Here is a 12,795-nt window from a genome sequence, read left to right as displayed (position 1 = left end):
TGTTCAATACGATGTAAATGTCTCGGCCAGCTTACAAACTAATCGAAATACCTCGATGTAGATTAGATTATCCTGACACAAATATACTTGTAAGTATTGAAAATACTGAATTAAAATGAATTCACTATACAAAATCAATGTCAGGATTATCACCATGTCAGTCGCCCAAAAGGTACTAGCCCGGCTAAATCGTATGCAGCGCGGCACACCTTTTCCCATCGACAGTTTTTATGAGCTGGGTAGCGAGACGTCCGTACAAAAAGCCTTTAGCCGCTTGGTTAAAGAGGGAGTTGTTGCACGCGTATCCAAAGGCTTCTATGCCCGCCCCAAACCTTTACCGAGCCTGCCGAGTATCAAAACTACTGCCAGCGCTAATGAGGTTGCCCGTGCCTGGGCTAAAAAACATGGTTACAAGCTGGTCAGCCAAGGGCTGGAGTCTGCCTATCGATTGGGCTTTCAAACGCAAGCGCCAATGAAATCTGTTTACTGGAGCGATGGCCCCTCTCGAGAATTTAAGATTGGCAATCAAATTGTTGAAGTAAAGCATCGCTCTCCCACTCAGTTGCGTTGGGAGGGAAAACCAGAAGGTACTTTGTTACGCGGGCTTTCAGTGACACCGGCAGACGCAGTGGAAATGAATGCCTTAACAACTGCGTTTAAGCGTTTGTCATTGACTGGCTCAAATGCAAGATCAGTTATTCATAAACTACTTGAATCGCCATTGCCAAAACCGTGGCAAACGAAGCTGGAATCTTTTGAACGGACTCTATCTCAGTGAATATTTTTGATTTTTATAAGGACTCCGCTAAACACAATGAGCTGGGCGAAATTTTCACGCTGGGTGCACAACGTCACCAATATGGACTTGCCAGTAATTTTTTAGAGAAGGACATTTGGGTAACTGAAGTCTTACGTTTGCTGTTTGATGAAGGTTTATTAGGAAATTACAGCACCGCATTCAAAGGTGGGACGGCGTTGAGCAAATGCTGGAATGCAATTCAGCGCTTCTCTGAAGATATTGATCTATCCATTCATTGGGCGGATCTGGCAGAAGCCGAAGATGAGGCACAAGCATGGGAGAAATCCAATAGCACACCAAGCCAGCAGAAAAAATTTCGCGATAAACAAAGTAAATTATTAGCGCAATGGTCGGAATTTTTCGTTAACCGCTTAAATAATCGATTTGCCACCTATGGCATAGAGGGATTGGTCGCAGAATTAGATCTGGACTCCAAGGGCGAGAAAATTAACATTCGTTACCCACGACTTGCGAAGGATATAAACAATTACCAATTGGATTACATCCTGCTCGAATTCGGCGGAAGAAATCGTGGCCGCCCCACAATTACCAAACAAGTGGATACATACCTCAGTGAAGTTTCTGAGTTTGCGGCATTGAACTTACCAACTGCAAAAGTTCAAGCTTATGATCCAGCCTACATTCTCTGGGAAAAGCTAACAGCGCTACATCAATTCTGCACGCAAACTGCCGAACCCAATCCAACCCGATTGTCGCGTCACTGGTACGACGTTGATTGCTTGTTGCAGCAGAATTTTGCTGATCCTATTCAAAGTAGGCAGGCAATGCAGGATGTTATCGAAATGAAATCTAACCGGTGGGCAGTTGCCGGTGTTGATTATGGACAAATCGCGGAGGGGAAATTAGTTTTGGTTCCAGCTGAAGATCGCCTTGCTGCAATTGCAGAAGATCACAAAGAGGCTGCGGATGGAGGAATGTTTTTTTATCCTCAAAGCGATTTCAATTCGATTATTGCTAGATTAGAAAATGCACAAAACACTATTAATAGATCAATAATTTCATAGTTCTAAAACGAAAATTCTAAAGGATGCTATTTGTGGAAAGTATAAAATTAAATTTTCTCCCGGTAGTCGAGCAGTCCTATAAATTTTTAATCTATAGGAAGGCTGTTGAAAATGGATCAACTCAGAAAGAAGAAGGTTTCTATCGTACCAAGTTGCCAGTATCTGAGGATTGTGAAGCATGGGCTCTCTATGATGTTTCGTTTGAGCCCGCACAGAATTGTGAAGAAATGGAATGCAGGTATAGCCTTAATGGAACATTGTCAGAAGAATACCTTTATAGAAAAGTGAGGAATTTTCTAAAAGAGGCTGATTCGATTTATAATTATAAAATTCCTGAAAATTCAAAGTATAAAGAATTTATATTTACCATTGAAAATAAAAAAACTGGTAGCGTAGAAGTCATTGTACATCCATATTTCCTTCCAACATCAAAAAAAATTGGTTTTTTATTTCAGCATCAATTTAATCTAAATCAGGACTCCAGATTTGATCGAAATGTTCAAATTGATAGCTTGTCCCTTGATTCAAATGGCAAGCCCAATGTGTTCATGTATAGAGATAAAGAATCCATAATTCATAAATTTGTTAACGATTTTTTTATGCGATTTTGCTCTGAAAATGGATTTGAAATTGAAAGTGAATTTCATAAATTAACAGCGAAAGAATTAGATAAAAAAATGTATATGGTAGGTGGTGGTCAAATAAGTCAATCCCAGTTCATGGGAATTAAAAACCACGGCCCATACAGACGGATATATGAAAAGGTAGGCTATCTTTTTCTGTTTTCAGAAAGAACCAGATCTTTGGGTAGAGATGTTTATTTGGGGCTCATCGGAAAATTGTTCCCTGGTCAATTTTCTGGCTTGCAAGCAATGTTTGGCTTGGAAATTAATAAAGACATAGTTGATCACTATCCAATACATTCCTTTGAAGCAAGTCAATTAGAAGAGTTTTCCGATTTTCTAGATGCGTATAAGAAAAGAAACATAGGACAAAAAACCATACTAATTGTTATTTTGCCGAAAGGATATAAAGGAAAACCTGATTCTTACGATGCCTATGGTTTTTTGAAGTTTTTATCACTGAAAAGCGAAATATATTGCCAATTCGTAACTGAAGATACTTTTTATAAAAAAGATTTGTTGAAGTGGTCTATTTCAAATATAGCCCTTCAAATTTTCGGAAAGCTTGGTGGTGCGCCTTGGTTGGTAAAGCCAGCAAAAAGCGACTGCTTGATTATGGGGTTGGGGAGCGCTCATGCGAAGGTCGATGGAAGAATAGTAAAATGGTTTGCGTACACTGTTTGTCTGGATTCGAGTGGTGATTTCAAGTTTGTTAAGCCTTTATCCTCATCGAATGATATATCTGATTACTTGAACGAATTTAAGAAAAATCTAAGGGAAATATTTTTTTCAGAGGCTAGCTCAAGTTATAAAACATTTGTACTTCATATTCCTTTTAAAATCAAAAGAGATGAAATTGATGCAATTAAAGAAACCCTAGCGTCATTAGGTGCTGAAAGAGAGATTGACGTAGTTGTAATAAGAATAAATACCATGCATAAGTTTCTAGGCTTTAGCGATCATAATACTAGAGTTCCCTATGAGGGATCAGTGATAAAGTTGTCCTCAAGTATGTATTTGGTGTGGCCAGAAGGACTTGAGCATGGCAAAGAAGTGTTGCATAAAAGAATATCGGAACCTTTATTAATTGATTTCATTGAACAGCCAAAAAATCACGACGATAAAGACAAGTATATTCAAGATATTTTTAATCTGGCAGGTGCAAATTGGCGCGGATTTAATTCAAAAGCAAGGCCAATCTCTATTTTATATTCTAAGTTAATTGCCGATTTTATGAAGGATTTCTCTCATTTGAATGAGGTTAAAGACTTACAAATAGTTAAAGCTGAATCTTCAGCCCCTTGGTTTTTGTAGGAGGATGTATGGCAATCAGGGAAAATTCAATAATTTTTCTACTTGGTGCCGGGGCTAGCGTCGATGCAGGAATTATGCATGCGAAGGCAATGACCGAGGACATTGAGAGGAAAATAAAAAATGATAAAGATTTTTTAAAGTTTGAGGATTTATATAATTATTTGAAAAGTTCAATAATTTACCAGCGAGGACTTGAAGGAAATTTCAGAGATCGTGACGTCAATGTGGAAGAGCTTCTGAATGTTCTATCAGAGATTAAGTTGAAGGATAAAAACAAACTTTATCCATTTATTGGTAGTTGGAATGTTCATCTTCAAAAAGTCGCAGGTGAAGATTTTGAAAAAGCTACGGAGCTTGATGAATTAATAAGAAAGCAGTTGTTCAAATGGATAAATATAAGAGATTACGACAAATCAGATTATTTTTTTGGTCTTTCCTCATTGGCTCATGAAATTGGTGCCCCAATACGCGTATTTACACTCAACTACGATCTTTGTGTTGAAAAAGCATTAGCAAAAATAAATGTTCCTCTGGAGCTGGGGTTTAATGACGTCAAAACTTGGGAGGCATCAAAATTCGATGGCTCCCCTCTAACTGAGCCACAAATATATCTTTATAAACTTCATGGGTCTATTGATTGGGTTCGGGATGATACGCAAGAGCATGTACTCCGGAAGTGTGACTCGCCTCAGGATAATCCTGAGCTTATTTTTGGCACTACGGCAAAATTAAGCTCAATTGACCCATATTTATTTTATGTTCATGAATTTAGAAAATACTCTTTGCAAGAGCCACTGAGGTTTATCGTAACTGTTGGGTATAGCTTCAGTGATGATTATGTGAATAGGCTTATTAGCCAGTCAATAAAGCGCAATGAGTATGTGAAATTGCTGACAGTTTTCCCGACTTTTTGTGCAAATACTGAGGAGGCTGCGGGGAAAATGCAATTGGAAAAAGATCGAATAGCCACTCTTTTAAAAATAAGTACAAATAAAATTGTTATTTCTGATGTTTTGGCAAAAGATTTTTTTAAAGATCAGGCTAATCTTGAGTACTTTGAGAAAAACTCTGAACCAGGAGATGATTCTCCTTTTTGAAATATGAATATTTTGAGCGGGGTGTGCTTACAAGATAAGTTTACTAGCACTCACAAAATGATGACCCAAACCTTTATTCAATAAATTTAAAAAATCTCAACAAAATCCTTCCCACTTTGCTGATCAGTAATGGTCAGCAAGCTGGCCATTAAAACCAGCTCACTCCATTTATTACTACATCAAAGTTGCGGCTTTTTGCTCCGCTTTTTCTTGGGTGGATACACACTCGGCTCGCCCGGTGGACGGGTTTTGAAACGGCGGTGTACCCAGAGATATTGGTCGGGGGCTTGGCGGATGGCGGCTTCCAGAATCTGGTTGATGCGCGTTGCGTCTGCTTCGTCGTCATCGGTGGGGAAGTTGTCCAGCGGGGGTTGGATTTCGATCCGATAGTGACCGTGAGGTTCGCGGAAGCAGAAGAAGGGAATCACATCACAACCCGAGAGTTTGGCGATGCGCGAGGTGGCAACTATGGTGGCCGCTTTTACACCAAAAAAGGGAACAAATACGTTTTGGTTGTGGCTGTAGTCCTGATCCGCTGCGTACCAAACGATATGCCCTTTACGCAGGTTGCGGATCAGCTGGCGGGTATCTTTGCGATGAATAGCGCCATCATTCACGCGGCTGCGCGCTTTCATAATTGCGTAATCCATCAGCGGGTTGGCGTTGGGGCGATAGAGCACATCGGCCTCTACGTGATAGGCCATCATGCGGCCGCTGATATCAATCGTGGTCAAGTGGCTACCGCACAGCAAAACGCCCTTGCCTTCGGCTTGAGCACGCTCTAAATGCTCCATTCCGGTAACTGTGTAGCGGCCGCGCATTTTGTTGTCCTGCCCCCAGAGCGCCATCGCCGTTTCGGCTATGCTCAAGCCGCATGACCGCATGACTCCACGCACCATTTTCGCCTGTGCAGCAGCATCCAACTCGGGGAAGCAGAGGCTGATATTGACCTCTGCATAGCGCTTGCGCGAACCGGCAAACCAATCGAATAACTGGCCAATGCCGCGCCCTATGGCTTGGTTAAGTGCCACCGGCAATTGCGCGATCAACCAGAAAAAACCCAAAACCAACCAGGTTGGCCAGAAGCGCGGCAGTAAAAAGCGGCGGTGGAATGTGGGGCGGAGGGAGTTATCCAATGGAAGTCCTCTTTCTACAGAGTATGGAAATGATGGGAGTGGCGGGATTATAGCAACTTGCCTGCCACCAATTTAGCTTTGCTATATCCCGATTTAGGTTTGCGAGGCACCATTTTAGGTTTTCTGCCTAAACTGGTGCGACAGGACATAGCCATCCGCGCAGGATAGGCCTGTGATAATCACTGGTTGATATCCGGTTGTTGCCACATCACTACTAACCCAAGCGCTGTCTAATAAAGATAAAAGGTACTCGCTATGTTTAGATTCAATCGCATTACCGGTGCGCTCTTTGCGCTCGCCAGTCTGATCTGTGTTACCACTCCCGCCATGGCCAAGCCCTACAAAGCGGCCGAAATCGTCTCCAGCCAAACCTACAAATACGGCCGCTATGAAATGCGTATGCAGGTCGCCAAGGGCAGTGGAGTGCTGTCTACTTTCTTCACTTACAAAAACGGTTCGGAGCAGGCAGGTACATTTTGGGAAGAAATCGATATCGAAATCTTCGGCAAGAACAACGCGACCCAGTGGCAGAGCAATGTCATTATTGGGACTAATCCCAACCTTAGCCGTACCGAGGGTGTACACACCATGCCCTATTCATTGGGCGATGGTTATCACACCTATGTGCTGGAGTGGACGCCCAATTACATCGCCTGGTTTGTCGATGGCGCTGAAGTGCGCCGGATTACCGGTGGCCAGTTTGTCACCAGTCTGACCAATCCGCAGGACCTGCGCTTTAATCTTTGGGCAGCCAATATCGCCGAATGGGTAGGCCCTTGGAGCGATGCGATCCTGCCGGTGTACCAGTTTGTCAATTACATCGAGTACAAACCCTGGGTCGCCGCGACCAACAGTTTTGGCACCGGTTGGCGCGATGACTTCAACAGCTTCGATACCGCTCGATGGAGCAAAGCCAACTGGACTTTTGGCGACAACCTCGCCGATTTTGACCCCAACAATGTGACGGTGAAAAACGGCACGCTCGTACTCGCGCTCACTAAAGAAGGTCAAAACGGTTACAGCGGTACTCCACCGGTGGATAGCGGCTCCACACCTGCACCGAGTGTATTTATCGAAGCCGAAACCTTTAATGAAGTCGGCGGCGGTGTCACTGTCGCCAACGGAGTTGTGGGTTATATAGATGCAGGTGAGTGGTTCAAATATAACAATGTGAACATCCCGCAAGCCGGTACTTATCGCGTGGAGTACAAAGTCGCCTCAGCACTGACTACGGCGCAATTTACGCTGGATAAAAATGGTGTAGGCCTTGGCACCATCAACGTTCCCAATACTGGCGATTGGGGCACTTACTGGGTGATTTATCACGATATTTATTTGCCTGCTGGCGCGCAGAATTTGGCGATCTACGCCAACAGCGGTGGCTTTAATATCGATTGGTTAAAGCTCACTAAAATTAATTAATTGCAGTTCTTGTTTGGAGCCGATTGACTACCGGCTCCATTTTTTATCCTGTTTTATTTGATTGATGAGGTAATTGTTATGTGCCGTTTGTTGTACCTGTTGTTAGCGATTAGTGCCGCATTACTGGCACAACTCTCCCACGCCAAACCTTACAAAGGCGCAGAGGTTTTTTCCAATCAGGCTTATCTTTATGGCCGCTACGAGATGCGTATGCAGGCGGCAAACGCGAGCGGAGTTTTATCGACTTTCTTCACTTATAAAGACGGCTCACAGGTCGCGGGTACTTTTTGGGAAGAGATAGATATTGAAATCTTCGGCAAAAATAACGCCACCCAATGGCAGAGCAATATCATTTACGGCACTGGTCCGACTCACACCGAAGAGACACACACTGAAAGCGCATCGCTCGCCGAGGGTTATCACACCTATGTGCTGGAATGGACGCCGGAATACGTCGCCTGGTTTGTCGATGGTGTTGAAAAACGCCGCATTACTGCAACCAGCACAGTCGCCAGTCTGACCAGCCCGCAGACACTGCGCTTTAATATTTGGTCATCGGAATCTGTGCCTTGGGTGGGCGAGTGGGATGACAGTGTTTTGCCGGTATATCAATTTATTAATTACATTGAATACAAAACCTACAACACTACAACCAAAACCTTTGAAGGCGGCTGGCGCGAAGATTTTGATAATTTCGATAGCTCGCGCTGGGGCAAAGCCAGTTGGACATTTGATACCAATCGCGTCGATTTTGCGCCGGAAAACGTAGTGGTAAAAAATGGCATTTTGGTACTCGCACTCACCAAAGAAAATGCAACTGGCTATAGCGGTACACCACCCGCAGATGAATCCGGCAGTTCAAGCAGTGCTGCGATTAGCTCGTCTGTTGCAAGTTCAGCTGCTGTTTCCAGTTCATCGATCAGCTCTGTTGCAGCAAGTGTGGAAGCAAGCTCAAGCGCTGCGGCTGTTTCATCCACTGCGGTTTCATCAACCGCTGCTTCAAAAGCATCGGGTGGATCAGGTGGAGGCGGTGGTGCACTGCATTGGTTGAGTATTATATTTTTGGGCGGATTAGTAATTTTGCATCGCAATAAATAATAGCAATCCCCCTAACCCCCTTTTTCAAAGGGGGGAGTTAGGGGGGATTCAAATTCTGTTTTCTAAACTCCGCCGCCGACATGCCCGCGTAGCGTTTAAAAAAGCGGTGAAATGAGGATTTACTGTTAAATCCGGATTCCAGCAAAATATCCAGAATAGTCATCTGTGCATATTGAGGGTCAAGCAGCATTTGCTTGGCTCGATTAACACGATACTCATTCACAAACTCAAAAAAGTTGGTATTAAATTCTTTGTTGATAATGCTCGATACTTCGCGGTAGTGAATACCAACCTGCCGCGCAAACTCCTCAATATTCAAATTTTGTTTTAAATATAACTGCTGCTCTTCCATGATGTTGCGAATACGTGCAACAGCATCGGGTGATATTTCTACTGGTGTAGCGGCTTCTTTTTCTTTCGGTTTATCTTTGGTTTCCAGCAATTGATGCGCGTACAGCAGGCTGTACACAAAGAGTGCATTGACCAATAAAAATGTTATGTAGTTATCGAGAATGCCAAAACTATCCGCCAGATTAATACCAACTGTTTGCCCCAATAAATGTACGATCAGCGACCACAGCCAATTAAACGCAAACCCCAGCGTAAGCAATAACAACCAATAAGGCCCCTGCAAACTTAAGCTGGAATAAAATTCTTTGAGTTGTTGTTTGTAGCGATAAATTTCAAAAGCCGCCGCAAAGGCATACACCACCGGTAGAACTTTCAGGTAGTGCCATAAATAATTAGCGAGTTGGATGGATTGTTCGGTATGAACCGTGTCTTGAAAGCGCAATTTGTCACTATCCAAACCATGCCATAAAACCCATCCCACCACTAAAATAAAATTAAACAAATGCAGCGAGTCTTTTTTCCTCAGCGAATAATTAGCGCGCGTAATCGACACCACATATAAATACAAACAGACACTTTTGCCGACGATGCTGGTAACCAAGCCGAGCGACAGCAACATCTTTGCCGCATCACTGTGTAAACCGATGTAATCATTCCACAGCCACAAATTGCACAGTGCACTTGCACCAACACAAACAAAAAATCCCGCTAACAACTGCGAGGCAATCGCTTTTTGTTTAGAGAGCAGCCACTGGAAAATCACCAGCAGCACGCAGACTGCTATAGTAAGCACCAGAATCAAGTCGTGGATATTAAAGATGGGTGTTTTCATAAACCGAAAATTTTTTAATTATGATTGAATCAGCTCAAGTCTAACAGGTGTAATTACGCGCGAGTAATTACACCTATAAATGATACTTAATGCCCCATCACCTGAGTAACTTCTTCAGGTTTATGGTGTACCCCAAAATCATCGACGATAGTTTTGGTCGCTTCGTTCATGCCGATCACACTCACGTCTACACCTTCCTTGCGGAATTTCAGCACCACTTTGTCCAAAGCTGCGACCGAGGTGATATCCCAAAAGTGCGCGTGGGTTAAATCGATTACTACTGATTGCAGTTTTTCTTTCATATCAAAACTGTTGACGAATTTATCGGCCGAGCGAAAAAACACTTCGCCATAAACTTGATAAGTGCGCGAATTATTTTGCTCGTCCAACTCCGAAGTAACCGCCATGTAGTGGCCAATTTTGTTGGCAAAAAACATCGCCGCCATAAGCACGCCAATAAATACCCCGTAGGCGAGATTGTGCGTGGCAACTACCACACCCACAGTCGTCAACATAACCAAATTGGATGAGAGCGGATTTTTTTTAAGGTTAATAATTGATGCCCAACTAAAGGTGCCGATGGACACCATAATCATAACCGCTACTAATGCGGCCATAGGGATGACTGAAATCCAATCGCTTAAAAATACCACCATGATTAATAAAAACCCGCCCGCTAAAAATGTAGATAAGCGCGTGCGGCCGCCGGATTTTACGTTAATCACTGATTGCCCGATCATCGCACAGCCTGCCATACCGCCGAGCAAACCGGTTGCGAGATTGGCCACACCCTGACCTTTGCACTCGCGATTTTTATCGCTGGTGGTATCGGTCATTTCATCGACGATAGTCGCCGTCATCATCGATTCCAACAAACCCACAGCAGCAAGCGGAATTGAGTAGGGCAAAATAATCAGCAGAGTTTCAAGGTTGAGCGGTACATCCGGCCATAAAAAAATCGGCAAAGTATCGGGCAGCTCACCCATATCGCCCACAGTGCGAATATCGATTTTAAAAATAAGCGCAATTGCAGTGAGCACCAGAATGCACACTAGCGGCGAGGGAATTAATTGGCCGATTTTAGGAATATAGGGAAACAAATAAATAATGCCCAAGCCCGCAGCGGTCATGGCATACACATGCCAGGTTACATCGGTAAGCTCCGGCAATTGCGCCATAAAAATTAATATTGCGAGTGCGTTTACAAAACCTGTTACCACCGAGCGCGAGACAAACCCCATTAAATCACCAAGGCGCAAATAGCCCGCCACAATTTGAATTGCACCGGTTAATAGGGTCGCGGCCAACAAATATTGCAGACCATGTTCTTTTACCAGCGTGATCATCAACAGCGACATAGCTCCCGTCGCCGCAGAGATCATCGCCGGGCGACCACCAGCAAAGGCGATCACCACTGCCATCGAAAATGATGCATACAAACCGATTTTGGGATCGACCCCAGCGATAATCGAGAAAGCGATAGCTTCCGGGATTAACGCCAGTGCAACCACGAGCCCCGATAGGACATCACCGCGAATATTGGAAAACCACTGATCTTTAATCGATTGGCCGTTTAGTGAGGTAAGCATAAGTCAGATCCACAACTGCAAAAAAAATGGGCGCCATTATAGCCTGTATTATCGGCTCACTTGCTCAAACATATGGAATTCCATATATTTGCTTTTCCGTATATGAGCAAAGTATCCGACACCCAATGGCCGAATTTACCCCCGACTCCCTCTGTAAAGCCCTTGCTGACTCGACTCGTGCACGCATTGCTCTGCTAATCGCGCGCGAAAAGGAGCTGTGCGTATGCGAACTCACCTGCGCGCTCGATGAAATTCAACCCAAAATTTCCCGCCATTTGGCGCTGCTGCGTGAATCAGGTCTGCTGGCGGATAGACGCAAAGGTCAGTGGGTGTATTACCGCTTACACCCTGAATTGCCAGCATGGGTGAATAAAATTCTAAAAACTCTGCTCGATGCCAATAAAGAATGGCTGGAAGAAAATCACCTGCGCTTGTGTGAAATGGAAGATCGCCCCAACCGCTGCTGTTAAACACTATTAACTCTACGAGAACGACAATGAAAAAAATCAAAATTGGCATTAACGGATTCGGTCGCATCGGCCGCTTGGCGCTGCGCGCAAGCTGGCACTGGCCGGAATTTGAATTTGTGCAGATTAATGATCCCGCCGGCGATGCCGCGACTTTTGCACATTTATTAAAATTTGATTCAGTGCAAGGCCAGTGGGCGCCAGAAACCAATGCTGACGAGAGCACTATTTATATCGATGGCAAAGCCATTGCCTTTACGCGCAATAAAACTATTGGCGAAACCGATTGGAGCCAATGTGATTTGGTGATTGAAGCCAGCGGAAAAATGCGCGAAGTAAAATTACTGCAAGCCTATTTGGATCAGGGTGTAAAACGTGTGGTGGTGAGCGCGCCCGTGAAAGAGCCAGAAGTACTGAATATTGTAGTGGGTGTGAATCATCATTTATTTGATCCCGCTGTGCATCGCATTGTCACTGCTGCTTCCTGCACCACCAATTGCCTTGCACCGGTAGTGAAAGTGATTCACGAAAAACTCGGCATTAAACACGGTGCCATCACCACCATTCACGATTTAACCAATACCCAATCGATTCTCGATCAACCTCACAAAGATTTGCGCCGCGCACGTGCATCTCACTCCAATTTAATTCCGACCAGTACCGGTTCAGCTACAGCGATTGCCGAAATTTTTCCTGAGCTGCGCGGAAAATTAAATGGCCATGCGGTACGTGTTCCGCTGGCGACTGGTTCGCTTACAGATTGTGTATTTGAAGTTGAGCGCAATACGACTGTTGAAGAAGTAAATGCGCTGTTGAAAACGGCGAGCGAAACTTATCTCAAAGATATTCTCGGCTATGAAACTCGCCCACTGGTATCGAGCGATTTTTGCGGCAATCCGCTTTCGTCGATTGTGGATGCGCTATCCACTATGGTGGTGAATGACACCTTGGTAAAAATTTATGCTTGGTACGACAACGAGTGGGGTTATGCAAATCGCACGGCGGAGTTGGCGAGGATTGTGGGATTAAATTAAATAAGTAC

At 44.1% G+C, this 12,795-nt stretch carries 11 protein-coding genes; 8 read left to right on the top strand and 3 right to left on the bottom strand.

Features of this window, described 5'->3' with window-relative positions:
* Nucleotides 1–154 precede the first annotated feature (154 nt).
* Genes SPL68_RS02990 through SPL68_RS02975 form a run of 4 tightly spaced genes read left to right on the top strand, consistent with a single transcriptional unit; the run spans nt 155 to nt 4,858 of the window.
* Entirely contained in the window at nt 155–778 is a 624-nt protein-coding gene (locus SPL68_RS02990; RefSeq protein ID WP_323813581.1) for a DUF6088 family protein, read from the top strand.
* A complete protein-coding gene (locus SPL68_RS02985) occupies nt 775–1,824 on the top strand; it encodes a nucleotidyl transferase AbiEii/AbiGii toxin family protein (protein ID WP_323813580.1) in 1,050 nt (349 codons plus the stop codon). The genes SPL68_RS02990 and SPL68_RS02985 overlap by 4 nt, the downstream gene beginning before the upstream one ends.
* Nucleotides 1,825–1,856: 32 nt before the next feature.
* Nucleotides 1,857–3,761, top strand: coding sequence for a Piwi domain-containing protein (locus tag SPL68_RS02980; protein WP_323813579.1), 1,905 nt, complete (start codon nt 1,857–1,859; stop codon nt 3,759–3,761).
* Between the two features lie 8 nt (nt 3,762–3,769).
* Nucleotides 3,770–4,858, top strand: a complete 1,089-nt coding sequence (locus tag SPL68_RS02975; RefSeq protein WP_323813578.1) for an SIR2 family protein — start codon at nt 3,770–3,772, stop codon at nt 4,856–4,858.
* A gap of 179 nt (nt 4,859–5,037) precedes the next feature.
* Here the strand turns inward: SPL68_RS02975 and lpxL are convergent, their stop codons facing one another.
* Entirely contained in the window at nt 5,038–5,994 is a 957-nt protein-coding gene (lpxL, locus tag SPL68_RS02970; RefSeq protein WP_323813577.1) for an LpxL/LpxP family Kdo(2)-lipid IV(A) lauroyl/palmitoleoyl acyltransferase, read from the bottom strand.
* 255 nt (nt 5,995–6,249) lie between these two features.
* On the opposite strand from lpxL, the gene SPL68_RS02965 reads away from it, so the two are divergent.
* Nucleotides 6,250–7,416: a family 16 glycosylhydrolase gene (locus tag SPL68_RS02965; RefSeq protein WP_323813576.1), complete on the top strand. Its 1,167-nt coding sequence runs from the start codon at nt 6,250–6,252 to the stop codon at nt 7,414–7,416.
* 78 nt (nt 7,417–7,494) lie between these two features.
* On the top strand, nt 7,495–8,514 hold the full coding sequence (locus SPL68_RS02960; RefSeq protein ID WP_323813575.1) for a family 16 glycosylhydrolase: 1,020 nt from the start codon (nt 7,495–7,497) through the stop codon (nt 8,512–8,514).
* Between the two features lie 37 nt (nt 8,515–8,551).
* On the opposite strand, the gene SPL68_RS02955 is transcribed toward SPL68_RS02960, so the two are convergent.
* Nucleotides 8,552–9,697 carry a helix-turn-helix domain-containing protein gene (locus tag SPL68_RS02955; RefSeq protein WP_323813574.1) on the bottom strand — a complete coding sequence of 382 codons (1,146 nt, stop codon included), beginning with the start codon at nt 9,695–9,697 and terminating at the stop codon, nt 8,552–8,554.
* A gap of 86 nt (nt 9,698–9,783) precedes the next feature.
* Nucleotides 9,784–11,286, bottom strand: coding sequence for a SulP family inorganic anion transporter (locus tag SPL68_RS02950; protein WP_323813573.1), 1,503 nt, complete (start codon nt 11,284–11,286; stop codon nt 9,784–9,786).
* 125 nt (nt 11,287–11,411) lie between these two features.
* On the opposite strand from SPL68_RS02950, the gene SPL68_RS02945 reads away from it, so the two are divergent.
* Together SPL68_RS02945 and SPL68_RS02940 are read left to right on the top strand one after the other, a co-directional pair.
* The gene (locus SPL68_RS02945; protein WP_323813572.1) at nt 11,412–11,756 is read left to right on the top strand and encodes a metalloregulator ArsR/SmtB family transcription factor; all 345 of its coding nucleotides are present in this window, start codon (nt 11,412–11,414) and stop codon (nt 11,754–11,756) included.
* Nucleotides 11,757–11,782: 26 nt separating this feature from the next.
* Nucleotides 11,783–12,787, top strand: a complete 1,005-nt coding sequence (locus tag SPL68_RS02940) for an ArsJ-associated glyceraldehyde-3-phosphate dehydrogenase (RefSeq protein ID WP_323813571.1) — start codon at nt 11,783–11,785, stop codon at nt 12,785–12,787.
* Nucleotides 12,788–12,795 lie beyond the last annotated feature (8 nt).

Source organism: Cellvibrio chitinivorans, assembly GCF_035117775.1.
GTDB classification, from domain to species: domain Bacteria; phylum Pseudomonadota; class Gammaproteobacteria; order Pseudomonadales; family Cellvibrionaceae; genus Cellvibrio; species Cellvibrio chitinivorans.
Note: the sequence above shows the minus strand (reverse complement) of the source record. Positions and strands in the feature narration are given on the sequence as shown.

What these genes read in the sequence shown, in the direction of transcription:
- SPL68_RS02960 (WP_323813575.1), top strand. Translation starts at nt 7,495, where the DNA reads ATGTGCCGTTTGTTGTACCTGTTGTTAGCGATTAGTGCCGCATTACTG.
- SPL68_RS02950 (WP_323813573.1), bottom strand. Translation starts at nt 11,286, where the DNA reads ATGCTTACCTCACTAAACGGCCAATCGATTAAAGATCAGTGGTTTTCC.
- SPL68_RS02955 (WP_323813574.1), bottom strand. Translation starts at nt 9,697, where the DNA reads ATGAAAACACCCATCTTTAATATCCACGACTTGATTCTGGTGCTTACT.
- SPL68_RS02945 (WP_323813572.1), top strand. Translation starts at nt 11,412, where the DNA reads ATGGCCGAATTTACCCCCGACTCCCTCTGTAAAGCCCTTGCTGACTCG.
- SPL68_RS02975 (WP_323813578.1), top strand. Translation starts at nt 3,770, where the DNA reads ATGGCAATCAGGGAAAATTCAATAATTTTTCTACTTGGTGCCGGGGCT.
- SPL68_RS02965 (WP_323813576.1), top strand. Translation starts at nt 6,250, where the DNA reads ATGTTTAGATTCAATCGCATTACCGGTGCGCTCTTTGCGCTCGCCAGT.
- SPL68_RS02940 (WP_323813571.1), top strand. Translation starts at nt 11,783, where the DNA reads ATGAAAAAAATCAAAATTGGCATTAACGGATTCGGTCGCATCGGCCGC.
- SPL68_RS02990 (WP_323813581.1), top strand. Translation starts at nt 155, where the DNA reads ATGTCAGTCGCCCAAAAGGTACTAGCCCGGCTAAATCGTATGCAGCGC.